Genomic DNA, 24,149 nt, shown 5'->3' with positions numbered 1-24,149 from the left:
GTAGAAGACAGATGAACCCGTGACGGGTCGGTCCGAGTGATTCGGCTGGCTCTGTCGAAGAATGTTGGAGGATGCTCTATGAACGAAAACTTCACCACCATGGCTCAGCAGGCCATCGGCGATGCTATTCAGTCGGCCTCGGCGGCCGGCAACCCTCAGGTGGATGTGCTCCATCTGTTGGACTCACTGCTGCGTCAGCAGTCCGGCGTGGTGCCTGGGCTGATTCAAGCCGCTGGTGGTGACAGCCAACGGGTCGGAGCCGAGGTCCGTCAGGCCCTGGTGGCTCTGCCGTCGGCCAGCGGATCCACGGCATCGCAGCCCGATGCCAGCCGTCAGCTCAGCATGGCCTTGGCTCAGGCAGAGAAGGAAATGCAGGCCATGGGGGACGAATACGTGTCCACCGAGCATTTGCTTATCGCCATCGCCCAGGGTCCTTCGCAGGCTGCCGATATTCTGAACCGAAACGGTCTGCAGGCAGATACCCTGCGTAAGGCCGTGCCCCAGGTGCGCGGCGGTGCCAAGGTGACCAGCCCGGATGCCGAGGGCACTTACAAGGCCTTGGAAAAGTACTCCACCGATCTGACCGCCCAGGCCAAGGAGGGCAAGCTGGACCCGGTCATCGGCAGGGATCAGGAGATTCGTCGTGTCATGCAGATCCTGTCTCGGCGGACCAAGAACAACCCTGTCCTTATCGGCGAGCCTGGCGTGGGTAAGACAGCTGTGGTCGAAGGCCTGGCCGAACGCATCGTAGCCGGCGATGTGCCCACCACCCTGCAGGGCAAGAGGCTGATCTCCCTGGATCTGAGCTCCATGGTGGCTGGCAGCAAGTACCGTGGCGAATTCGAGGAACGACTCAAGGCTGTTCTCAACGAGATCAAGAGCGCCAACGGTCAGGTCATCACCTTCATTGATGAGATTCATACCATTGTCGGTGCTGGTGCCGCAGAGGGATCCATGGATGCAGGCAACATGCTCAAGCCCATGCTGGCCAGGGGAGAACTGCGCCTGATTGGCGCCACCACCCTGGACGAGTACCGTGAGAACATCGAGAAGGACCCGGCTCTGGAGCGCCGCTTCCAGCAGGTCTTCGTGGGCGAGCCCTCCGTGGAGGATACCGTGGCCATCCTGCGTGGTCTCAAGCAGCGTTACGAGGCTCACCACAAGGTGACCATCGGGGATGATGCCCTGGTGGCGGCAGCTACGTTGTCCAACCGGTATATCTCGGGTCGTCAGCTGCCAGACAAGGCCATCGACCTGGTTGACGAGGCCGCTGCCCACCTGAGGATGGAGCTGGATTCCCAGCCTGAGGAAATCGACGAGCTTCAACGTCGCGTCACCCGTCTGGAGATGGAGGAGATGCAGCTGAAGAAGGCCGATGACCCAGCCTCCAAGGACCGTCTGAGCAAGCTGCAGGCCGAGCTGGCGGACTCTCGCGAGAAGCTGGGTGGCCTCAAGGCTCGTTGGGAGAACGAGAAGGCCGGCCACAACAAGGTCGGCGATCTGCGTGCCCAGCTGGATGCCAAGCGGGTCGAGGCTGACAAGGCCACCCGCGAGGGCGACCTGGAGAAGGCTTCCCGCATCCTCTACGGGGAGATCCCCGGCATTCGCAAGCAGCTGGCCCAGGCGGAGAACGCGGCCGAGCAGGCCAAGAACGCCTCCAATGACGTTGGTCCCGATGGGGCTGACATCGCCGGGGGACCGGCCCAGGAGCCCATGGTTCCTGACCATGTTGATGCGGATTCTGTAGCGGAGATCGTTTCGGACTGGACCGGTATCCCTGTGGGACGGCTCATGGAGGGCGAGAACGAGAAGCTCCTGCATATGGAGGACTACCTGGGCAAGCGGGTGGTCGGCCAGCAGGAGGCCATCCATGCGGTATCCGACGCGGTCCGGCGCTCGCGTGCCGGCATCGCCGATCCCGATCGGCCTACAGGATCCTTCATGTTCCTGGGCCCCACCGGCGTGGGCAAGACGGAGCTGGCCAAGGCTTTGGCTGACTTCCTCTTCGACGACGAGAAGGCCATGGTCCGCATCGACATGTCAGAGTACATGGAGAAGGCCTCGGTCTCCCGGCTGATCGGCGCTGCTCCCGGCTACGTGGGCTATGAGGAGGGTGGCCAGCTGACCGAAGCCGTCCGTAGGCGGCCCTACTCGGTGGTCCTCTTCGACGAAGTCGAGAAGGCCAACCCTGAGGTCTTCGACCTGCTGCTGCAGGTTCTGGATGACGGTCGGCTGACCGATGGCCAGGGCAGGACGGTGGACTTCAAGAACACCATTCTGATCATGACCTCCAACCTGGGCTCGCAGTTCCTGGTCCGGGACGACCTGGACGAGGATGGCAAGCGTAAGGCCGTTATGGATGCGGTGCATGCCAACTTCAAGCCTGAGTTCATCAACCGGCTGGACGATCTGGTCATCTTCCACCCGCTGACCCGCGACGAGCTGGGTTCCATTGTGGACATCCAGGTCAAGCAGGTGGCCCAGCGGCTGACCGACCGGCGCATCACCCTTGATGTCACCGACTCCGCTAGGGAATGGCTGGCCAACATGGGATATGACCCGGCCTTCGGTGCTCGGCCCTTGCGTCGGCTGGTCCAGACCGAGGTGGGCGATCAGCTGGCCAGGATGCTGCTGGCTGGCAAGGTTCACGACGGCGACACGGTCCTGGTGGACCAGACCGGCGGCGACCACCTGGAGCTGACCGCTTGGCCCACTGAGAATCTGGTCGATGATTCGGTCACGGTCAACGATGTGACGGCTGATGGCGATGCCGAGGCTGATGCCGGCGATGGCGGTCGTGGCCGTCATGCCGCTCGTGGCGACGATCAGGGTCAGGCCCAGTCTCGCTGAGATCAATTAAGGTCGGTACCCGGGATAATCCCCGAGTGCCGACCCTTTTTGTACCACGTACTGTGCTCTGTAGATTCAGTCCATAGCGGCCGTCGGATCCTTGCCCTCTTGCATGGACTCCCACTGGCTGTCGACGATGACTTGGGGGCGTCGTGCCGCTACAGTAGGAAGCTGGTCTGTGTCGATCAGGGCGAGGTGCAGCCAGCGACGGCGCAGGTGCCGCAGCCGGTGCAGACGACGGACGTTGAGCATGGCCAGGATGGTGGATAAGGCCCCTGTTACTGCTGCAATCATGGGGTTGAGCATCCAGCCCAAGAAGGGTTGGCAGATTCCGGTGGCAATGACCAGAGCGATGACGTTGTAGACAGTGGACCAGGTCAGGTTCTGCTTGATGACCCGGGTGGTGGCCCGGCTCAGTTCGATGGCCCTGCCTGTCCCGTCCAGGTCGCCTTGGTGCAGGATCAGATCCGGATGTGGCAGGTCGATGTCGTCCGCGGCATCGTCTGTGTCAGCCTGAAGTTTTGGACCCAAAGTGATGCTCACCTGAGCCCTGGCTGCCAGCTTGGGATCCGCCGTGGTCCCAGCTGCCAGAGCCACCAGGCTGGTTCGACCCTGCTTCTCGGCGGAAGCGGTGTCTTGACCAGTCCGATCCGCTGGAACGCCTCTGCTGCTCCGGGTCAGGTCGTGATTGAGCCGATCCATGCACTCGCGCTTGCGCTCGGGGGTCAGCCGGGTGATCAGCATATCCACGCCCGCCTGACGGGCTGCCCGCTCGATCCTGTCGTCCGGCTGGCGGCTTCCATCCAGGATCAGGCTGCTCACTCGCAAGGCGCGTAGATGGGTGGCAGTGCGAGTCAGGGATTCCGCGTGGACACCCTGGCTCTCCGAGTCGTCGGGACCCAGCAGAGAGGAGTCGTCCAGAATCAGCGTGCGCACCCGGCCCAGGTGGTTCATGGCTCGTGGCGAAGTGAAAAGCAGACCGTGGGCCAGGCCCGTCTCCAAGCTGGTTCGGAAGGCCATGGGTATGGTCATGGCTGCGACGGCGGGACAGGTAATGGTCAGCACACAGACGGCATTGCCTACAGCGTGGGCCAGGTGGGGTTGCGGTCCCAGCATGAGCCAGAGCATGAAGGTCCAGACAGCCAGGATCATGATCAGGGCGATGGCTATGTTGACGATGCGATCCATCCTACGCATGTCAGGGGAGCGTTCGACCAGGGCCTGGGGGATGATCTTCACCAGCCTGGCTGCATAGGTGTTGTCGCCGGCGGCATCCACGCGGATGGACAGTCGACCCTCCAGAATCTTGCTGGAGGCCAGGATCCGGTCGCCGGGCCCGCAAGGCCGAGGTCGGTCGCCGCCGGTCAGCTCGCTGTCGTCCACCAGAGCCGATCCTGACTCCACAATCCCGTCGGCGGCTGGGCGCTCTCCTGTGCGTACCAGGAGCAAATCTCCTGAGCGGATCCGGTCACGTGCAAGGATCCGGGCGGGAACTGTCTGCGGATGTTCGGGATCGGCCACCAGGCCTGAGGCTGGTCGGATTTCTGTTAGATGGTTCAAAGAGGCCACCAGGGAGGCTTCCATTCTGGTGCCGATGACCCGGGCCAGCAACAGGAGGGTGATAACTACGCCGATCAGGTCGAAGTATGGGGATCGGGAGCCCTCCGGTAGCAGGGACCCGGCCAGGCAGGTAGCCAGGCTGTACAGGTAGGCCAGACTTGTGGCCAGCATGGCCAAAAGATCGGGGCTGCAACGGTGCTCGGTCATGGACTTCCACCCGTCCATGAGTATTCCACGACCGCAATAGAAGATGACTGGGGTTATCAGAATAGCCTGGACCCAAGGGCTGGTCAGCCAGGAGGGAATCAGATCGGGGGCGAAACGATCGAATAGATCAAGAGCGAGGACGGGTGCAGTCAGCAGGGCGCTAATGATGGTAGGCCTGAGCAGACGGTGGCTGCGGGAGTCCAGATCGGCCCCCCATTTGCCCCAATCCTCGGGATCGCGCCAGGGGTGGTTGGCCAGGGAGTCTGAGCCTGCATCTTGGTCACTGACATGAGCCGACGGCATAAGGAAGTACCAGATGATCAGCCAGGTGACCGCACAGGCCACGACCAGATCGGCTATTGCCAGGAAGATATCGATACCCACGGATCTCCTTCGGTCTTGCTCCAACCCCTCAATATTTTCTATTCTGCCCGTCATTGCGGCCCAGCACCGGTCTTAAGGCCGATTCCTTGCGGAAAAAACGAATTCTCGAATTATCGCCGACAATCTGCCGTGCCGATCTCACTTTCGGGTCCAGTCTTGGAGGTTTACTAGAACATATGTTCGATTCTATGTCATCGGTGGTCATGGTTGTGCTTCTCCTGCTGATCGGTATGGTCCTGGGGGGATTGGCCGGATATGTGCTGGGTCGTGCCCAGGGCCGTAGGGCCGTCGGCACGGGGTCTGACGGCCAGGTGGATGAGCTGCGTTCGCAGCTGGACCAGGTCCAGGACAGGCTTCATGGATCCGAGGCGGCTCTGGTGGAGGCGCGGACCAAGGTGGACGGCCTGAACCGCGAGCTCTCCTTTGTCAAGTCCCAGCTGGCCCAGGCCCAGCAGGCCGAGCAAATCAGAATCGAGCAGGAGCGCCGCCGTACACAGGCTCAGGAAGAGGAGAAGCGGCGCAGGCAGGCTCAGAGCATGGAGGAGGAGAGCAAGGTGCTCTCGGCTCTGGCTCCCGTGCAGAAGAATCTGGATGCCCTCCAGCATAAGGTGGCCCAAATCGAGGAAGGTCGCAAGCAGGAGATGGGGTCCCTGGGGCAGCAGCTGAAGAGTCTGGGTGAGCAGCAGGGGCGGCTGGACAAGGAGACCAGTTCCTTGGCTTCGGCACTGCGCAACAACAAGGTGCGCGGCGCTTGGGGAGAGGCTCAGCTCAGGAATATCGTCGAGTCCGCTGGGCTCTTGGAGCATGTGGACTTCGACACTCAGGTTGTGGTCACTGCCTCGGATGGCCGCGTTCTGCGTCCAGACATGGTGGTCCATCTGCCCGGCGGCAAGACCATTCCCATTGACGCCAAGGCACCCTATTCCGACTACCAGCGGGCCTGCGAGATCCCCGACACCGCTTCGGATGACGAGCTGCGCCGCCGGGACGAGCTGCTCAAGGCGCATGCCCGTGCCCTGCGCGAGCACGTCAAGGCCCTGGCCGACAAGGAGTACTGGAACGCCTTTGAAACGGCCCCGGACTTCGTGGTAGCCTTCATCCCCAACGACTCCCTTCTGCAGGCTGCTCTGGAGGTGGACCCCACCCTGATGGATGATGCCTTTGCCCAAAAGGTGGCTCTGACTTCGCCGGTGACCCTCTGGGCTGTGCTCAAGTCGGTGGCCTATGCCTGGCAGCAGCAGAACCTGTCCGAGGACGCCCGCACCCTATTTACGTTGACACACGAGCTCTATGACCGCTTTGTGGTCCTGGGCGACCGGGCCAACAAACTGGGCCGTTCCATCACTGCCACAGTGACCGCTTACAACAAGTTCGCATCCTCTTTGGAATCGCGGGTTCTGGTTACCGCCCGAAAGCTGCAGCAGATGGACCCTTCCAAGGTCATCGATTCGGTCGACATGATCGATTCAGACAAGGGCAATATCAGGGAGCTGACCGCGCCGGAAGTTTTGCCCGACCAAGGGCAGTGAGTGCCGCTTAGGGGCCTCCGGCGCTAGTCTGATAAGCATGAACGAGGCATCGAAGAGACAAGAGGGTTCATCCTTCAGGCCCACTGGGTCGCCTGATCTGGTCGGGCGCAAATCCGACATGGACCTGCCTGAGCCGGTCGATCAGCTGCGCGAACTCCTGGCCCAGGAGATCGGCGGGCGTCCCTTCACCGAGCTGAGCGGGGTCACCTTCCACCACCGCGGGGCCGAACTTGCCGGGCACGTTCTTCTGGACACCCTGGAAGATGCAGGCTATTCAGTCGACGACTTCGATGCGGTCGGGGCCCTGACCGCCGCTGCTGTGCCACTGGCTGATGCCATGCTTCATGCCGCAGCCTCGCGCGGGCAGGATCTGGACGCCTTCGTCATGGACTTCGTATATCCCTCCATCAAGGGCCCATCCATCGAAGGCAGGCGGGTCATCCTGCTGGATGCCTGGCTGGGCCGGAAATCCTATGTGCAGACTTCATCCCTGGTTACCTTAGGCAAGGATAACGAGCTCAATCTTGACTGTGGGATCATCCAGCGCCAGGGCGCGAAGACGTTGGCTATCGCTTCGCTGGTGGGTGGCCGGACAGACGGCAGCATTCAGGTGGTCGATCCGGTGGACGGGTCGCGGCAGCAGCTGCCCTTCATCTGCGCCTACCAGGAGGATCAGTTCGCCGACACTGCCGACAGTTCGCCGGAGCGATCATGAGGGAGCCTGATCCAGTGACCCGAGCGGCCATGGCCTCAGATGAGCCGGTCTTCCGGCAAGTGGGGGTTGGTCCCTGGCAGGAAGAGTATCCTGAGCAGCCCCTTCCGATAGACCCGCGCTATGACCGTGAACTGCTGGATCAGGGGGACCGCCGCAACGTCCTGGACCAGTACCGCTACTGGAAGGTCGAGGCTATTCGGGACGACTTGGATCGCCGGGGCCGTCATGATTTTGAGGTGGCTGTGGAGAACTGGACCCACGACTTCAATATCGGCTCCATGGTCAGAACCGCCAACGCCTTTGCCGCCCGCCGCGTCCATATAGTCGGTCCTCACAAATGGAACCGCAAGGGCTCCCTGATGACCGAGCTCTACCAGCACGTGGTCCACGACCCCGACATAGCAACCATGGCGACCACCCTGCAAGAAGAGGCAGCCGGGCAGGGGGAGTCCATGCCCCGCATGATTGCCATCGACAACGTCCCTGGGGCCGTTCCCGTGGAGACCTATAGCTTCCCTCGTCACTGCCTGCTCATGTTCGGCGCCGAGGGGCCGGGGCTCTCCGAGAAGGCCTTGGAGTTGGCCGACGATGTGGTCTACATCTCCCAGTTTGGATCGGTGCGCTCCATTAACGCGGGGGCTGCAGCTGCCGTGGCCATGCACTCCTGGATCTGCCAGCATGCGGAGGTGGCGAGTCCATGATTGTCATTGACTCACTGACCAAGCGCTTCGGCTCCCGCAAAGCACTGGACCGTGTTTCCTTTACGGCCAGAGACGGTCGGGTGACCGGGTTTGTGGGGCCTAAAGGCGCTGGCAAGTCGACCACACTGCGCATCGCTCTAGGGCTGGTTCGTCCTGATGCAGGCAGAGCCCTGTTCGACGGCCAGCCTTTCGTCCGGCTCTCATCGCCCATGCGGACAGCGGGAGCAGTACTGAATCCACGCAATGCCCATCCTGCATGCAAGGCCAAGGACCACCTGCTGGCCCTGGCCGCAGTCAATGGCATCGATCAGCGTCGGGTGAACCAGGTACTGGAGATGGTCGGCCTGCAGTCGGTCGCCAATAGGTCGACGGGTTCTTTTTCTTTAGGGATGAGTCAGCGGCTGTCCCTGGCCGCAGCCCTTCTGGGCGACCCACACAACATGGTTCTGGACGATCCCCTTGAAGGACTAGATCCGGAGGAAGTCGAGCGAGTGAGGGACATCTGGCGCAGCCTTGCCTCACAGGGAAAGGCAGTCCTCCTAAGCTTCCGCAAGATAAACGAATTGGCTGAAATCGCTGATGATCTGGTTATCATCGCCAAAGGACGGATTCTGGAGAGAACGACCGTGGCCCGGTTCATTGGCGAGCACTCCCGTGACTCCATCTATGCGGTGACGCCGCAGCCCAGCCAATTAAAGGCCGCCCTGGGCACGGCTGCCGGAATCAGCATCACTCGTCTGCCGCCAGACGAGAATTGTCCGCCAGATGCCGCCCGCTTCCGCATTCAGGGTGCGCCCTTGGCTTCCACAGCCTCGATTCTGGCCCAGGAGGGTGTGGTTCTCTACGACTTCCAGCAGGAGGAGGTTTCCCTGGAACAGGCCTACAAGGACATCATCCACGGAAGAGGGGATGCACGGAAAAGTGATTCAGAGGCACGACCATGAGTGCCGACAACGGTAGTCGGGCCCGTCGGAGTCGGGGAGAGGTACCCACAGGACCTAATTACGGAACTCCACGGCATGGCTCTGCCTTTACCCGGCTGCGTCGGACCTCGGGGTTGTCCTTCCTGGGTTTGCGTCGTCCATCAGGTCAGTTGACCCTTTCCGGAGCGGTCCGAGGGGAGCTGCGCAAGATGTTCTCCCTGCGATCGACCTGGGTCCTGCTGCTGAGCGTCATGCTCTTGCAGCCTTTGAGCACTGGCCTGATAGCTTGTGCACTCCGGGTTTTGGTTGGCCATGGGCAACAGACCAATCACTTCTTGATCAACCTCCTGCCTGCCTCCAGTGACGTTTTCTGGTCGGCCGTTGCAGGTGGCCTGTTTCCGGCCATGATCGTGGTGGGCATTCTTGGGGTTTTGGTCCTTACGCGTGAGTTTTCCGGCGCCACCATTGAGAGCACGCTGACTGCCAATCCTCGTCGGGGCATGGTCCTTATGGCCAAGGGCTTTGTTCTGGCCTTGCTGACTTGGTTGGCGGCACAGGTGGGCTTGCTGCTCAGCTGGATACTGGCGACCCCGCTTCTATCAGTCAGATCCGGCATCTTGCCCGCCTCCAAGTCCGGGCTGGCCCTGATTGATCTGCTGGGTGGCCCGCTCATGCTGGTCCTCTTCGCTTTGATGGGGCTGGGGCTGGGAGCCTTGAGCCGATCCAAGGCAGGCGGGATTGGTCTGTTTCTTGGACTGACCTTGATCCTGCCATTGATTCTGGGCTTCCTGCGGAGTTTGAGCCCTCATGCTGGATGGCTGCAGATTCCCTTCAGGCTGACTCCAACCAGTCTGCTAGGTACCTTCCTCTCGGACTTGGGCCGGGCATCAGAGGCAGGTCGCGGATGGTGGCCTACCTGGTGGCAGGCCGGCCTGATCATGATGGTATGGACAGCCCTATGCTGTGCTCTAGGAACCCTGGTCTTCCGGCGCGCAGACATCGGTTGACCCTGTCTTCTGCGTGTCATAGAGCACCCATATGATAAGTGGTATGCCAACTTTTACACGTGAAGAGATCAAGCACTTGGGCGATCTGGCCCGTATTGCCTTGACCGATCAGGAGGCCGACCGCCTCAAGGGCGAACTCAACGTGATCGCCGATTCCATCACCAAGGTCCAGGAGGTGGCCGGCGATGATGTGCCCCCCACTGCCAACCCCATTCCCCTGGAGGCCTATCTGCGTCCCGATGAGGCTGAAGAGCCGCTGACCCAGGAGGCTGCCCTTTCGGGGGCGCCGGTAACTGAGTCCGGTATGTTCGTGGCCCCGCGCATTCTGGGTGAGGAGTGAGACGATGAGCGCACAGGAAGAATTGGTCAAGCAATCCGCCTCCGACATGGCCGCACAGCTGCGGTCGGGGCAGGTCTCCAGCCGCGAGCTGGTTCAGGCTCATCTGGATGTGATCGAAGCCGCCGAGCCCAGCATTGATGCATTTCTGCAGGTCAGCGCTGATCAGGCCCTGGAGCAGGCTGACGCTTTCGATAAGCGCCTGGCCCATGAAGGCGCCGAAGGGCTGCCGGAACTGGCCGGCGTTCCCATTGCCATCAAGGACATGATCGTCACCAAGGGCATTCCCACCACGGCTGCCTCCAAGATCCTCGAGGGCTGGGTGCCGCCTTACGATGCCACCGTTATCAAGAAGCTCAAGGCCGCAGGCATGCCCATTCTGGGCAAGACCAACCTGGATGAGTTCGCTCAGGGGTCTTCCACTGAGCACTCGGCCTTCAAACCCACACACAACCCCTGGGATACCGAGCGGGTCCCGGGCGGTTCAGGCGGCGGTTCGGCCTCGGCTGTCGGCGCCTTTGAGGCTCCGCTGGCCCTGGGCACTGACACTGGTGGGTCCATTCGGCAACCCGGATCCTTGACCGGCACCGTGGGCGTCAAACCCACCTATGGCGGTGTTTCCAGGTTCGGGGCCATAGCCATGGCCTCCTCCCTGGATCAGATTGGTCCGGTCTCCAGGTCAGTGCTGGACGCGGCCCTGCTGCAGGAGGTCATTGGCGGCTATGACCGCCGAGACTCCACATCCATTCCCAAGCCGGTTCCCCCTCTGGCACAGGCTGCTCGTCAGGGCCAGAAGCGCGATCTGAAGGGACTCAAGGTGGGTCTGGTCAAGGAGCTGGGCGGCGAGGGCTACCAGCCCGGTGTCGAAGCACGTTTCAACGAGGCTGTCTCGCTGCTGGAATCCATGGGCGCCGAGGTGGTTCAGGTCTCCTGCCCGCACATCCCATACGCGCTGGCTGCTTACTACATCATCATGCCCTCTGAGGTCTCCTCCAACCTGGCCCGTTACGACGGCATGCGCTACGGCCTGCGGGTCATGCCTCCCGATGGCGTCCCCCAGACGGCAGCCAACATGATGGCCGCCACACGCGAGGCCGGGTTTGGCGACGAGGTCAAGCGCAGGATCATCCTGGGTATCTATGCCCTCTCCGCCGGTTACTACGATGCCTGGTACGGCTCCGCTCAGAAGGTCCGCACCCTGGTCATCCGCGACTTTGAGAAGGCCTTCGAGCAGGTCGATGTCCTGGTATCGCCCACTTCGCCGACTACGGCCTTCCGTTTCGGCGAGAAGATGGACGATCCGCTGGCCATGTACCTGAACGATGTTGCTACTATTCCGGCCAACCTGGCTGGTACTCCGGCCATGTCGATTCCCGCCGGGCTCAGCGACGACGGGCTGCCTGCCGGCTTCCAGTTCTTTGCCCCCCAGATGCGCGACGAGGTCATGTACCGGCCTGCTGCAGCTCTTGAGGCGGCCTTGGAGGAGCAATGGGGCGGACCCATCTCCCAGAAGTTGTCCACTCCTTGGCTGGATGGCCTGGCCCAGGGATCGAACAAGTAGGCATCGGAAGGAAACGGAATCACAATGGCTGAAAAACTGATGAAGTACGCCGATGCCGTGGCCAAGTACGACCCGGTGTTCGGCCTGGAGGTCCATGTCGAGCTCTGCACCAACACCAAGCTCTTCTGCCCGGCCCATATCGAGTTCGGCGGCGAGCCCAACACCCAGCTGACTCCGGTCTCCCTGGGCCTGCCCGGCAGCCTGCCTGTAGTCAACAAGACCGCCATCGACTATGCGGTCAAGCTGGGCCTGGCCCTGCACTGCCAGATCAACGAGTGGAGCCAGTTCGCCAGAAAGAACTACTTCTATCCGGACATGCCTCGCGACTATCAGATCTCCCAGTATGACAAACCCTTGAACGGTGAGGGTTACCTGGACGTTGAGCTGGACGACGGCAGCATTTTCCGCGTGCCCATCGAGCGTGCCCATGTGGAGGACGATGCTGGCAAGAATACCCACGTAGGCGGGGCCGACGGCCGCATTGAGGGCGCCGATCACTCACTGGTGGACTACAACCGTGCTGGTGTCCCCCTGGTCGAGATCGTGACCAAGCCCATCGAGGGCGCCGGGGCGCGTACCCCCGAGGTGGCAGGGGCCTACGTCCGGGCCATCCGAGACATCGTCCGGGCACTGGGCATCTCCCACGCCCGGATGGAGCAGGGCAACATGCGCGCCGATGTCAACGTTTCCCTGCACGCCGGGCCGGACGCCCCTCTGGGAACCCGGTCGGAGACCAAGAACGTCAACACCTTCAAGGGCATCGAGAAGACGCTGACCTACGAGATTCGCCGTCAGGCAGCCCTGCTGGAGTCCGGCGGGGAGGTGCTGCAGGAGACCCGCCACTGGGATGAGTCCACACAGACCACGGCGGGCGGCCGTGTCAAGACCGATGCCAACGATTACCGGTACTTCCCCGATCCTGACCTGGTCATGGTCCATGTGACCAAGGATCATATCGAGGAGCTCAAGGCTCAGATGCCTGAGATGCCGCGCGAACGCCGCGCTCGCCTCAAGAAGGAGTGGGATTTCACCGACAGGCAAATGCAGGATGCGGTCAACGCCGATGCTGTGGATCTGATCGAGGATACGGTCAAGGCCGGCGCTACGGCTGCCGGAGCCCGCAAGTGGTGGTTGGGCGAGATCTCCCGCGAAGCTAACGCCCGTGGGGTCAGCCTGCAGGAGCTGCCCATTTCGGCTCAGGATGTTGCCGATGTGGAACAGCTGATCGCTGACGGAAAGCTCAATGACAAGCTGGCCAAGCAGACCGTCTCTGGCGTGTTGGCAGGCGAGGGCAAGCCCAGCGAGGTTGTTAAGAAGCACGGCTATCAGGTGGTTTCGGACGACGGGGCCTTGGATGCAGCCGTCGATCAGGCCCTCAAGGACAACCCGGACATCGTGGCCAAGCTGAAAGGCGGCAATATGAAGCCCATGGGCGCTATTATCGGAGCGGTCATGAGGGCCACCAAGGGTCAGGCCGATGCCAAGGCAGTCAGCAAGATCGTCATGGAGCGCATCGCTAAGTCTTGACCACGCCCGGTCCGCCGATCTGGTTCCATCGGATTCGGACCGGCGGACCCGCCCAGCCTCTCATGGTTTTCCCAGGGGCGAGGGATTACAATTGATTGCCATCGCAGGGTGGCGATCATGGAGGTGACGTGATGTCTATGAGCGGCAGGGGCAATGACCGACCGCAAACGCAAACCGAGGGATCAGGCGATGCGGCGAGCAGACAGCTGCCCGACCGGATCGAGATTCCCTATATCCGGGGCGAGATGTTGCACCTGCGCCCGGCGGTCATCGCCGATCTGACAGCAATGGACCAGCTGGAGGCCTTTTACAATTCCACCGGCATCACCGGTAAGGGGCCTAGTGCCGAACGAGCCGTGGTCAATGCCTGGGTACGTCGGTCGGTGGCTTGGTCCAAGGGTCTGGCTGCCCGTGATTCGGGTGTGGGTGACCCCGAGTCCCGCCGCACCCTGGCTTGGGCCATGGTAACTGATGCGGATACCGACCAGGATGGTTCGCCCGATGCCGATGCCACCAAGGGGGTCATCGGCATGATCTTTCTAATCGACGTGGATGGCTGGTCTCGCTCGGCCAGGATTCAGGTGGTCCTGGGTAGGCACTTCCGCGGGCGCGGCTACTCCCGGGATGCCATGCCCAGAATCATGACCTACGGGTACGCGGCTGCTCCTACGGGTCTGGGCCTGCACCGGATCTGGGTGGCTGTGCCAGAGAAAAACACTCGCTCGATCTCTGTCTACCAGTCCCTAGGATTCATGATCTCGGGCACCTCCCGAGATGCGCTCTGGGATGCCGAGAACGGCAAGTATCAGGATCAGATCGTCATGGACGCACTTGTCGACGAATATGATCCCATTCGTTCTTTGAATGCTTTCGGCATGCATGTCATCCGCGAAAACCCCGGTGTGGCTGAAGCCCTTGTTGCGCATGGATACGCCGCGGATGAGGATGGCGGCACAAGCGGGTCCGAGCCTGAGGAATCCACCTCGGCATCTCAGGATTCGTCTGCATCAGGTGGTCCGCATTCGGACAAACCTGCTGAAGACCATGCAGGATCTGACAGCAGGAATGATGAGAAGGCAGACTCTGGTCAGACGGACGCAGCGGCTGCGGGGGAGAAGCCTGATTCCGAAGAATCTGTTGCCGAGCAGTCTGGCGAGGAGCATACGGCATCTGATTGGGCCTATGGGTCGACTGAGGCCAAGCGTTCCAAGCGTGCCTGGTGGCGTACGCTTGGCCATGGCCGTGATCGCGCGAATGGAGGTAGTCGATGAGTGCTGAGGATCTCGACAACTACGAGACCAACGCTGAACTGGCCCTGTATCGCGAGTACCGGGACGTGATCAAGCTGTTCACCTATGTGGTCGAGACCGAGCGGCGATTTTACCTGGCCAACAAGGTGGACTTCAACGTTCGGTCCGCTGGGCAAGATGTCTACTTCGACGTCCGGCTGACCGATGCCTGGGTCTGGGATGTCTACCGGTCCAGCCGGTTCGTCAAGAACGTCCGCATCGTCACCTTCAAAGATGTCAATGTGGAGGAAGTGCAGAAGACGGACATCGACATCCCCGATGCGTTGGGCTAAAACATCGTTCAGGGGCGAGCATCATCACGTTTGTTCCACGCAATGGCGGGAATTCGTGTGGGAAGTCCCTCGGCAGCCTCTGGCCTGGGATGAGCCAGGTACAGTAGTGGTGATTTCATACGGTTTTCAGGAGGTTGGCATGGAGCGCAAGCAGTCCGTGATCGTCATCGGTGGAGGGCCCGCCGGCTTGACAGCGGCATGGGAACTGGTCAAGGACGGCGGCGACGAGCGCTATGATGTCACTGTTCTGGAGGCCACTGATGCCTTTGGCGGCATCTCCCGCACGGTCCGGCATAACGGCAATCGCATGGATATTGGCGGCCATCGGTTCTTCTCCAAGGATGACCGGATCATGGACTGGTGGAAGGAGGTCCTGCCCCTGCAGGGAGCGCCCTCCTATGACGATAAAAAACTTGGCCGCCACCACGACCTGGAGCCCGGCGGCCCTGATCCGGAGAAGACTGACCGGGTCATGCTCAAGCGTCACCGCGTCTCCAGGATTTACTGGAACCACCACTTCTTCGACTATCCCATCTCCTTGACGCTCAACACCCTCAGGGCCATGGGCTTCAAGCTGACCATGCAGGCCGGGTTCAGCTACCTGAAGTCCGTCGTCCACAAGCTGCCGGAGGACAACCTGGAGAACTTCTATATCAACCGCTTCGGCCGCAAGCTCTACTCCATGTTCTTCGAGGGCTACACCGAAAAGCTTTGGGGTCGTCATCCCCGCGAGATTAGCGCCGACTGGGGCGCCCAGCGAGTCAAGGGGCTCAGCATCATGGGCGTGCTCAAGAACGCCTTCCAGAAGCTGTTGCCCAAGAAGCGCGATGCTCATCAGGTCGAAACCAGCCTGATCGAGGAGTTCTGGTACCCCAAGCTGGGTCCGGGCCAGCTCTGGGAGACCGTGGAGCGTCGCAATGTGGAGCACGGGGTCCACGTGATCACCGATGCCCGCGTAATCGGACTGACCCAGCATGACGGCCACATGACCGGTGTCATCTATCGCAACGCTGATGGTAAAGAAGTGACTCTGCAAGCCGACCAGATCATCTCCTCCATGCCCATCAAGGACCTGGTGGAGGCCATCGCCCACGAGGAGCCGTCCACCGACAAGGAAATGGTCAGGGTGGCTCAGGGTCTGCCTTACCGTGACTTCGTGACCGTTGGTCTGCTGGTCCGCCACCTGCGCATCCGCAACACCACCTCCATCAAGACCTTGGGTGATCCGCCCATTGTTCCCGACTGCTGGATTTATGTGCAGGATCCCGGCTACAAGATGGGCCGCATCCAGATCTTCAACAACTGGAGCCCCTACATGGTCAAGAACGTGGACGGGACTGTCTGGATCGGCCTGGAGTACTTCTGCAAAGAGGGTGATGACTTCTGGAGCATGAGCGATCAGCAGACCACTGACTTCGCCATCAAGGAGCTGACCCGGATGGGCATCATCAACGGACCTGCCGACGTGCTGGACTCGCACCGGGAGCGGGTGGTCAAGGCCTACCCGGCCTACTTCGACACCTACGCCCAGATGCCCGAGCTGGTCAAATGGCTGGACTCCTTCGGCAACCTCTACTGCGTGGGCCGCAACGGGCAGCATCACTACAACAACCAGGACCACTCCATGGCCACGTCCATGGAAGCCGTGGCCAACATCAAATCGGGGCGTACTGACAAGACCAACGTCTGGAACGTCAACACCGAGAAGTCCTATCACGAGGAGAAGTAGACAGACCTCTGCCTTCGTTTCCTTCCAAGCCTCCGACTGCAGGGTCGGGGGCTTTGTCATTTACGACAGGGCGATGGCTGGTGGCTTCAAGGGCAGGCCGAGAAGCTGCGAGAAGAAGGCCACGCTCTCGCGGACACGCTGGCGGACCACCTCTCTGATTTGCGGGTTTCCGGCGGCTCCTCTGCCGTTGCTGACGATGGACGAGAGCCCGTCGGCCATCAGCCAGGCCACAGTGCGGGTGCCGGCTGTTTGGATCAGCTGGGTCTGCGGCAGGTCGCCCCGATCCAGCCAGCGGTCCAGGGCCTTGGACAAAGGGTCGATGATCTGTCTGACGAAGCCCTCCATCACATTGCTGTTGGTGCTCAGGTAGTTGTACCAGTTGGCCTTATCAGCGAAGATGACGTCCATCTTCCAGATGGCCCTTACCAGATGCGGACAGATGTCGTCCAGCGCCTCTTGAACGCCCAGGTCAGGATTCTGCAGAATGTCGACCACATTGTCCACGTAGGAGGCCAGGTAGGTGCGCACGCAGGCATCTATCAGGTCGTCCTTGGATTTGAAGTAGTAATAGAAAACGCTCATGCCCACGCCCTTGCCGTGATTCATGGCGTGTATTACGTCGCGCAGGGAGGTGTTTGCGGCACCTTTCCGGTCGAAGACCCGCATGGCGGTGGTTACGAATTCGCTCCGCCGTTGCTCACGCAGAGATGATCGATCATTCATATGCCCAGTCTAGAGGTTTACCCATGAATATTTGGACACGCAGGCTGTTCCTTGCACCGGTCGGGCAGTCGTTGTAGGCTTATGGAAGTTCGATAAGCCGAGTCGGCGTCGAATTTTCATGAGCGGTACCCCCGCACTATTCTCAAGCTATTTGCCTAGCCTAATTAGGCATAGCGAAGGAAAGGCATTACAACAGTGGCAACAAGCCAAGATATTCATTCCATGAAGCTGCCCGAACTCAAGGAATTGGCCAGGCAGCTGGGGTTGCGCGGTATTTCCGGCATGCGCAAGCCGGTCCTGATCGAGACGATCGAGGCGGCACGCTCGGGCGGCAAGGCCCCTGAGGGAGTAACCGTTGGCAAGCCCAAGGCTGCGGCCGCCGTGGCCAAGGGAGGCCAGACCACCGTTCAGCAGCAGGAGGCGAAGTCCTCCGCGGAAGGCGGACAGGAGTCCACGGAAATCCAGGAATCCAAGGGTGATAGTCCTGTCGGAGACCTCTTCGATGTTTTGGGCATTGACGGTCATAAGAGCGGTCATACCGAGCGCCGGAACCGCTTCCCCCATACCGTGGCCGACGAGGAGAACGTGGTCATATCCCGTCGCCGTCACCGCAGCACGGATTCATCCCGAGGCTCCCACACCAACCGCGGCCGGAGCGAGCGTGAGCATGGTGAGGAGCGCGAAGGTTCCGGCTCAGGTTCAGTGCGGAATTTGGACGACATTCTGGCAGCACTGCCTTCGCGGAATGACCGACCTCGTCGGCGCAGCTATGAGGATCGCGGCGAAGAGGGGCGCGACTACCGTCACAACGGCTATGATCGCCGAAATCGAGGCGACCGCAATGACCGCAACGATCGCAATGACCGGCGCAATCGCAACAACCATCGCAGCAGCGGCCGGGATCGTGACTATGAGCCCAGGGAGAACTTCAAACCCGAGGATCTGGTCCCCGTGGCAGGCATTGTGGATGTGCTGGACTCCTACGCCTTCGTGCGCACTTCTGGCTACCTGCCCGGCCCTAATGATGTCTACATCTCCATGGGCCAGGTCAAGAAGTACGGCCTGCGTAAGGGTGATGCCGTGCATGGCTCCATCCGTCCCCCCCGCGAGGGCGAGCATCGCAATCAGCGGCAGAAATTCGTTCCTCTTCAGGCCATTGACACCATCAACGGCATGAGCGTGGAGGACGCTGCAGGGCGCCCTCACTTCAACAAGCTGACCCCCCTCTATCCGCAGGAGCGCATGCGGATGGAGACCCAGCCCAAGAACATCACCGGTCGTCTGATCGACATCGTCGCTCCCATCGGCAAGGGTCAGCGCGGTTTGATCGTTTCGCCGCCCAAGGCCGGCAAGACCCTGACCCTGCAGTCCATCGCCAACTCCATCACCGCCAACAACCCCGAGGTGCACCTGATGGTGGTCCTGGTGGACGAGCGGCCCGAGGAGGTCACTGACATGGAGCGCACGGTTCAGGGTGAGGTCATCTCCTCCACCTTCGACCGCCCTGCCAGCGATCACACCACTGTGGCTGAGCTGGCCATCGAACGGGCCAAGCGTCTGGTGGAGCTGGGGCAGGATGTGGTGGTCCTTCTGGATTCCATGACCCGTCTGGCTCGCGCCTACAATATCTCGGCTCCCGCATCCGGACGCATCCTCTCCGGCGGCGTGGACGCGCAGGCCCTTTATCCGCCTAAGCGCTTCTTTGGCGCCGCCCGCAACATTGAGAATGGTGGTTCTCTTACCATCATCTCTTCGGCCTTGGTGGAGACCGGGTCCAAGATGGACGAGGTCATCTTCGAGGAGTTCAAGGGCACTGGCAACATGGAGCTGAGATTGACCAGGGACCTGGCCGACAAGCGTATGTTCCCCGCCATCGACATCAACGCCTCCGGCACCCGGCGCGAGGAGCTGATCACCGCGCCTGAGGAGCTGGCTGTGGTCTATCGTCTTCGTCGCCTCCTGGGCGGCATGGAGACCGAGCAGGCTTATCAGACACTGGTGCCCAGGCTGAAGAAGACCGCCACCAACCGGGACTTCCTGGCGGCCATCAACCAGTCCATGCTGGCTCAGAAGTAGAACCGAGCAGGTGAACATGCGCGCACCTCGGTTCAGATTTGCACGCAACGGTTCACGCTTAGTCACAGGCCAACAGGGGGCAGCGTGTCGGCAATCCGACACGTTGCCCCCTGTTCTGTGGTCTGGCGACGTATCAAATGTCAGCGTTGAAGATATTGGTGTTTTCTGTCGACGACTTTCCTTACGGCTCGGACTATATCCTTTGCCGTCAATCCATATTCCTGAGCCAGATAGTTCTGGTCGCCGACCTGGCCGAATCGGTCGTGAACTCCGATGAATTCGATAGGAACTGGGCAGCTGCCTGCCGCTGCTTCGCTGACGGCAGCACCCAGGCCTGTATTGACATTATGGTTCTCAGCGGTCACGATGGCTCCGGTTTGTCGGGCTGCATCGGCTACAGCCTGATTGTCCAGCGGCTTCCATGTGAACATGTCAAGGACGCGGACCGGTATGCCTTCATCGTCAAGAGTGCGCGCAGCCTTAATAGATTCAGCCACGCAGATGCCGCTGGCGATGATAGTCGCCTCTGCACCGGACTGATTTATGACCTGTACGGCTTTTCCTATTTGGAAATGAGTTCCTTCCTGATAGACCTTGACGCACTGCTTGCGCACCAGCCGCATATATTGCATGCCGTAGTTTTGGGCCAGCCAACTCATCATCCATTTAAGCATGGTGATATCGGTGGCTTCCAGAGCGGTCATTGAAGGGACGTTCCTCATGATCCCCATATCCTCGAAGGACATGTGGGTGCCCCCGTTGGTCATGGCCGTGATTCCCGGGTCGGAGCCAACGAGCTTGACATTGGCCTTGCTGTAGCCGCCGGAAATGAAGATCTGGTCCATCGCTCTTCGGCTCATGAACGGAGCGAAGGTATGCGCGAAGGGTATTTTGCCGGTCAGGGAGAGCCCTACCGCAGTGCCGATCATATTGGCTTCCTGAATGCCGCAGTCCACCGTCCGTTCTGGGTAGGCTTCCTGAAAAGGCTTGGTGCCTATGGCGCTCATCAAATCAGCATCCAGAAGGATCAGGCGTTCGTCGTCGGCCGCCAGGTCAAGGAGGCATTGGCAGAAGGCCTGCCGCATTTCCTGTCTCTCGTTTTCCAAAGTACGCTCTATCATTCCTGTTTCCTCTTTACCTATCCTTGTGCAATTGGGTTTGTGTGCGTGGATCTCATGCCTTAGGCCGCATCAATCATTGTTTGGACTTCGGCCAAGGCCTGGTCGCGCTCCTGCTTGTTGATTGATATTGAATGGCTCTTCGGTTTTCCGGCGATCTCCGACCATCCCAGGCCCTTGACGGTGTGAAGCACGATCATAGAAGGCTGGCCGTCGGCCTTTCCGGACTTGCTGCCGATTGTTTCCAAGGCTTGAAGGATGGATGGGACGTCATTGCCATCAGAGACGTCAACGACCTGCCATCCAAAAGCCTTGAACTTGGCTGCAGCGTCTCCCAGGGAGCAGATGTCCTGGCAGTATCCGTCCAGTTGCAGACCGTTATAGTCCATGAAGGCAATCAGATTGCCCAAGCGATGCTGGGCGGCAAAGAGGGCCATCTCCCATATCTGACCCTCTTGACTCTCGCCGTCTCCTATGACTAGATAAACTTTGTTGTTTCGGCCATCCATCTTCAGTCCCAAAGCAACACCCGCGGCTACTGAGGATCCTTGACCCAGGGATCCGGCGGTTACGTCCACTCCGGGAATCTTGAGTCTGTCGGCATGGCTAGGAAGGTTGGTCCCGTTGCGGTTGAGGGTATTCAGCCAATCCATGGGAAAGTATCCGCGCAGAGCGAGTGTGGCGTACAAGGCTGGTGCGGAGTGGCCCTTGGAAAGGACAAACCAGTCCCGGTCGGCCCACTGCGGATCCTCGGGTTTGATGTTCATCTCGTGTCCGTACAGGACAGCAAGAAGGTCGGCTATAGACAGGGATCCACCCACGTGGCCGGTTCCAAAGGCCGAGATTTCCTTGATTGTCTCCTGTCTGATTCGACCAGCGAACCGTTTGAGTTCTCTGATTTTGTCCATATCGATGTTTTCATTCATAATGATTTCCTCACCGTTCTTGTAGATGGATCGTTCTTGCAGTCATGCTTGGTTCTTCATGATTGCTCCTTTACTTGCCTCGAGCGCATGCCCGCCCAGACTGGCCTGGGCCGGACCCAGTCTTGTTGCCTGCGACTGGTAGGTTGAGCAGGGTATATAATCGAGGCCAATTGCCGCAGAATTCGATGGACGAGGGATCTCCGCCGCGTTCTCCTTGGGAGAATATGTGCCCGGTGCGGCACAGCCCGACTCTCTCATCGCCCGGCTCCTGTGAGCGTCGGAAGTCTTCCGGCGGATCCGCGTTGGCCTTGGCCTCCATGTGACGAAACGGTTGGCCCATGACATCACGCGTGTGAAGGGCCCGATCTCGTAAGAGGGCCGTGCGGGCAATTTTCCTGCATAGATCTTCCTGGTTTCCCCATTCGGAAAGATCCAATTGCCCTCCCTTATGTTCTGGTTCGACAGGCGGCAGCCGTCTTCATCCATCAATCCCAAATCGGACAGACCCGACACGCAGCAGCGCCTAATCCCCTTTGCCACTGCTGCGGCGGTATGACCAACCATGCCTCCGAGGAAGGTTAGAACCCTTTCCGCATGGTGCATGCCTTCGATATCCTTAGGCGCTGTGCTTCTTCTGACATGCTGCTCGGCTTTGCGCTCGGAGATTTTTCCAGGCACACCCATCACTGCGCTACCGTACAGCGGTATGAACCGAAGGTAGGAGTCCCAGTCCCGGTGGAGGTTGCCGGTCTTACTAATAGGAGCCCGCACTGCCTCTTCGTTGAGTCCCAAATTGAGAGTGGTATTCATCATATCGGGCGTGGAGATCTGGGCTCCCGATCTGACTAATACTGGCAGGTGATTGTTGCCGTCCAAGAGTCGCTTGCTTACTAGCAGGTCGCGCATGGAGGCATTGCCTTCGGACAGCTTGTGTACGAATCGTTCTGTTGTGTTGTGCATAGCGTTTTCCTCATTGGATTGATGACAATTGGATAGACGACACGCGCCGTGTTCGTTCACGGCATCGGCAAAAACAGTCGATCTTCGGCCTGATTAAAATTTATCGTAGTGCTTAGTCTAGAACGGGAAGTTCTGCCGATTATTGTGCGGGACTCGTTATTCTTCCCGTAATGGGGCTTTTTCATATCAGAAGGCTGATGACGGCGATGACTGCGAAGAAATATATTGCCGCAGAAAAGGCTGTCTGGTTGACATGACCGGCGATCAGCCTGCCGCAGATGACAGCGAGCAGAGTGAGCGGGAGAACGCATAGGAAGGCAAGCACAACTTCCCTGTTTATCGTATTCAGTCCGACTGCAAAAGGCAGCTTCACCAGGTTCACCACCAGATAGAAGGCTGCCGTGGTGCCAAGGAATTGCTTGACAGGCAGCTGCTCGCTGCTGAAATACACGGTTGTGACCGGACCCCCTGCATTGGCTACCATGGTGGTAAAACCCGCCAGAACGCCGCAGAGCATGTGGAAGGCCACGCTTATTCCTTGCTTCTGTTTGTTCCTGCCTCTAGTTCCGTCTTGGGAGGCTTCACTCTTGCCGCCGTATCGCGTTTTCAGCGCGGTCCTTATGCGAGAAAGAAAGTAGAGTGAAACAAAGGAGGCAAGTATGAGCCCTATGGTCTTTTTGGTTGCGTTGTTGTCAGCGTGATACAAGAACCAGACGCCGGCTAGGATGCCTATGGTCACAGTCGGCAGCAGTCTAAACAGGGAGGCCAGCACAATGTCATGCCGGTAGGCCCAGATAGCGGTCCAGTCAGCGACAATGGCCATGATCAGCGTCAGCTCGGTGGCTTCTTTGGCGGGCATCAGCGATGCCAGAGTGGCCACTGCCAGGATGGCCGAGCCTGGTATCAACGACTTGTCCAGGCCTATCAGCACAGCAGCTACCGCCAAACCGATGATCAGCCAGAAGCTCATGCTATGCTCCTTCCTTGCCGGCCGACATGGCAATTCCTGAAGAAACAGGCAGTTGCGTCCGGGTTCCGCCACCAGGCGTTCTATGGTTTCATGCTGGTAGGCGGGCGTTTCGTGGGCGGTCGCGTCCTCAGCGAATACGTCGGAGACGATGATGGACTCTTCGCGATCCAGGAACCCATTCTTCTTCAGGGCGGCGAACAGGGCCTTGAAGTCCACATCGCGTCACCCACCTTCGGATGCTGATGAACACGGGCGTTGGTTCCTGGGGGATTGGCTATGTAGCGTAGATCATGCGAACGATGATGGGCATAGCTGTCTGAGACATAAACCGACCTGAGTCGTTTGCCGGCCAAGGCGGTGATCCCATCCATATTATTGCTGTAATGGAAGGTGTGAGGAGCCGCGTAGACGGCGCAGACCGGCGGACTGTTGATGCCGTGCACATCCTGCAGAGCTGCAATTTCGATGGCCCGCTTCCAATAACGCACGGCTGTCTGTCGCTCTCGTTCGTCGGGCCAGGAAGTCCTGTAGACCGGTAGCAGCGAGCACAACTCAACACGTGCCTTCTTCAAGGCGGCCGCGAAGTCCTTGACTAATTCGTCGTCCGCCTTAGAGGTGCACATAAAACGGCAGGAAGGGCAGGTCGGGATGGAACGGTGTGGGATCCAATGCGATTTTCATATTGTCTAACCTCGTTGTCGGAACTTTTGAATGCCCTTGATTCGTCCTGTTCGTCGGCATCCTCGCTTCGGACAGGGTCGGCA

Annotated in this window: 20 protein-coding genes; 13 read left to right on the top strand and 7 right to left on the bottom strand. The window is 60.1% G+C overall.

Features of this window, described 5'->3' with window-relative positions; translation table 11 throughout:
* Window positions 1-78: 78 nt before the first annotated feature.
* The gene (gene clpB, locus DKK74_RS07635) at window positions 79-2,850 is read left to right on the top strand and encodes an ATP-dependent chaperone ClpB (RefSeq protein ID WP_110413497.1); all 2,772 of its coding nucleotides are present in this window, start codon (window positions 79-81) and stop codon (window positions 2,848-2,850) included.
* A 75-nt stretch (window positions 2,851-2,925) separates the two neighbouring features.
* On the opposite strand, the gene DKK74_RS07630 is transcribed toward clpB, so the two are convergent.
* Complete coding sequence (locus DKK74_RS07630; protein ID WP_181414960.1) at window positions 2,926-5,001, bottom strand: cation-translocating P-type ATPase; 2,076 nt, start codon at window positions 4,999-5,001, stop codon at window positions 2,926-2,928.
* Between the two features lie 176 nt (window positions 5,002-5,177).
* On the opposite strand from DKK74_RS07630, the gene rmuC reads away from it, so the two are divergent.
* The 11 genes from rmuC to DKK74_RS07575 all read left to right on the top strand — a co-directional run bounded on the left by rmuC (window position 5,178) and on the right by DKK74_RS07575 (window position 16,612).
* Window positions 5,178-6,530 (top strand): DNA recombination protein RmuC, encoded by a 1,353-nt coding sequence (gene rmuC, locus DKK74_RS07625; RefSeq protein ID WP_110413495.1) that lies wholly within the window; start codon window positions 5,178-5,180, stop codon window positions 6,528-6,530.
* A 118-nt stretch (window positions 6,531-6,648) separates the two neighbouring features.
* Window positions 6,649-7,245 (top strand): orotate phosphoribosyltransferase, encoded by a 597-nt coding sequence (locus DKK74_RS07620; RefSeq protein ID WP_110413682.1) that lies wholly within the window; start codon window positions 6,649-6,651, stop codon window positions 7,243-7,245.
* The gene (locus DKK74_RS07615; RefSeq protein WP_110413494.1) at window positions 7,242-7,946 is read left to right on the top strand and encodes a TrmH family RNA methyltransferase; all 705 of its coding nucleotides are present in this window, start codon (window positions 7,242-7,244) and stop codon (window positions 7,944-7,946) included. Before DKK74_RS07620 ends, DKK74_RS07615 begins: the two co-directional genes overlap by 4 nt.
* On the top strand, window positions 7,943-8,890 hold the full coding sequence (locus DKK74_RS07610) for an ATP-binding cassette domain-containing protein (protein WP_110413493.1): 948 nt from the start codon (window positions 7,943-7,945) through the stop codon (window positions 8,888-8,890). The genes DKK74_RS07615 and DKK74_RS07610 overlap by 4 nt, the downstream gene beginning before the upstream one ends.
* Window positions 8,887-9,876 (top strand): ABC transporter permease, encoded by a 990-nt coding sequence (locus tag DKK74_RS07605; protein WP_110413492.1) that lies wholly within the window; start codon window positions 8,887-8,889, stop codon window positions 9,874-9,876. The genes DKK74_RS07610 and DKK74_RS07605 overlap by 4 nt, the downstream gene beginning before the upstream one ends.
* Before the next feature lie 43 nt (window positions 9,877-9,919).
* Window positions 9,920-10,216, top strand: a complete 297-nt coding sequence (gene gatC / locus DKK74_RS07600; protein ID WP_015022515.1) for an Asp-tRNA(Asn)/Glu-tRNA(Gln) amidotransferase subunit GatC — start codon at window positions 9,920-9,922, stop codon at window positions 10,214-10,216.
* Window positions 10,217-10,220: 4 nt separating this feature from the next.
* Complete coding sequence (gene gatA / locus DKK74_RS07595; RefSeq protein ID WP_110413491.1) at window positions 10,221-11,774, top strand: Asp-tRNA(Asn)/Glu-tRNA(Gln) amidotransferase subunit GatA; 1,554 nt, start codon at window positions 10,221-10,223, stop codon at window positions 11,772-11,774.
* Window positions 11,775-11,798: 24 nt separating this feature from the next.
* On the top strand, window positions 11,799-13,301 hold the full coding sequence (gene gatB / locus DKK74_RS07590) for an Asp-tRNA(Asn)/Glu-tRNA(Gln) amidotransferase subunit GatB (protein ID WP_110413490.1): 1,503 nt from the start codon (window positions 11,799-11,801) through the stop codon (window positions 13,299-13,301).
* Window positions 13,302-13,546: 245 nt separating this feature from the next.
* The gene (locus tag DKK74_RS07585) at window positions 13,547-14,572 is read left to right on the top strand and encodes a GNAT family N-acetyltransferase (RefSeq protein WP_258334505.1); all 1,026 of its coding nucleotides are present in this window, start codon (window positions 13,547-13,549) and stop codon (window positions 14,570-14,572) included.
* The gene (locus DKK74_RS07580) at window positions 14,569-14,883 is read left to right on the top strand and encodes a DUF2469 domain-containing protein (protein ID WP_029678206.1); all 315 of its coding nucleotides are present in this window, start codon (window positions 14,569-14,571) and stop codon (window positions 14,881-14,883) included. Before DKK74_RS07585 ends, DKK74_RS07580 begins: the two co-directional genes overlap by 4 nt.
* 139 nt (window positions 14,884-15,022) lie before the next feature.
* Window positions 15,023-16,612, top strand: a complete 1,590-nt coding sequence (locus DKK74_RS07575; RefSeq protein WP_110413681.1) for an NAD(P)/FAD-dependent oxidoreductase — start codon at window positions 15,023-15,025, stop codon at window positions 16,610-16,612.
* A 60-nt stretch (window positions 16,613-16,672) separates the two neighbouring features.
* Here DKK74_RS07575 and DKK74_RS07570 read toward each other — a convergent pair whose 3' ends face one another.
* Window positions 16,673-17,335 (bottom strand): TetR/AcrR family transcriptional regulator, encoded by a 663-nt coding sequence (locus DKK74_RS07570; protein WP_110413488.1) that lies wholly within the window; start codon window positions 17,333-17,335, stop codon window positions 16,673-16,675.
* Window positions 17,336-17,557: 222 nt separating this feature from the next.
* Between DKK74_RS07570 and rho the strand changes: the two genes are divergently transcribed.
* The gene (gene rho, locus DKK74_RS07565) at window positions 17,558-19,411 is read left to right on the top strand and encodes a transcription termination factor Rho (RefSeq protein ID WP_375537563.1); all 1,854 of its coding nucleotides are present in this window, start codon (window positions 17,558-17,560) and stop codon (window positions 19,409-19,411) included.
* 140 nt (window positions 19,412-19,551) lie between these two features.
* Here rho and DKK74_RS07560 read toward each other — a convergent pair whose 3' ends face one another.
* From DKK74_RS07560 to DKK74_RS07540, 5 genes are all read right to left on the bottom strand, one after another.
* Entirely contained in the window at window positions 19,552-20,532 is a 981-nt protein-coding gene (locus tag DKK74_RS07560; RefSeq protein ID WP_110413486.1) for a transketolase family protein, read from the bottom strand.
* Window positions 20,533-20,591: 59 nt separating this feature from the next.
* Window positions 20,592-21,455 (bottom strand): transketolase, encoded by an 864-nt coding sequence (locus DKK74_RS07555; RefSeq protein ID WP_181414959.1) that lies wholly within the window; start codon window positions 21,453-21,455, stop codon window positions 20,592-20,594.
* Window positions 21,456-21,497: 42 nt separating this feature from the next.
* Window positions 21,498-22,415, bottom strand: a complete 918-nt coding sequence (locus DKK74_RS07550) for a PEP-utilizing enzyme (protein WP_110413485.1) — start codon at window positions 22,413-22,415, stop codon at window positions 21,498-21,500.
* A gap of 181 nt (window positions 22,416-22,596) precedes the next feature.
* Window positions 22,597-23,601, bottom strand: a complete 1,005-nt coding sequence (locus DKK74_RS07545; protein ID WP_219997361.1) for a sulfite exporter TauE/SafE family protein — start codon at window positions 23,599-23,601, stop codon at window positions 22,597-22,599.
* Window positions 23,571-24,008 carry a sugar phosphate isomerase/epimerase gene (locus DKK74_RS07540; protein WP_219997360.1) on the bottom strand — a complete coding sequence of 146 codons (438 nt, stop codon included), beginning with the start codon at window positions 24,006-24,008 and terminating at the stop codon, window positions 23,571-23,573. Before DKK74_RS07540 ends, DKK74_RS07545 begins: the two co-directional genes overlap by 31 nt.
* Between the last annotated feature and the right edge of the window lie 141 nt (window positions 24,009-24,149).

Source organism: Bifidobacterium asteroides, assembly GCF_003202755.1.
In the GTDB taxonomy this organism is placed as follows: Bacteria; Actinomycetota; Actinomycetes; order Actinomycetales; family Bifidobacteriaceae; genus Bombiscardovia; species Bombiscardovia asteroides_F.
This window is presented reverse-complemented; position numbering and strand designations above follow the sequence as displayed.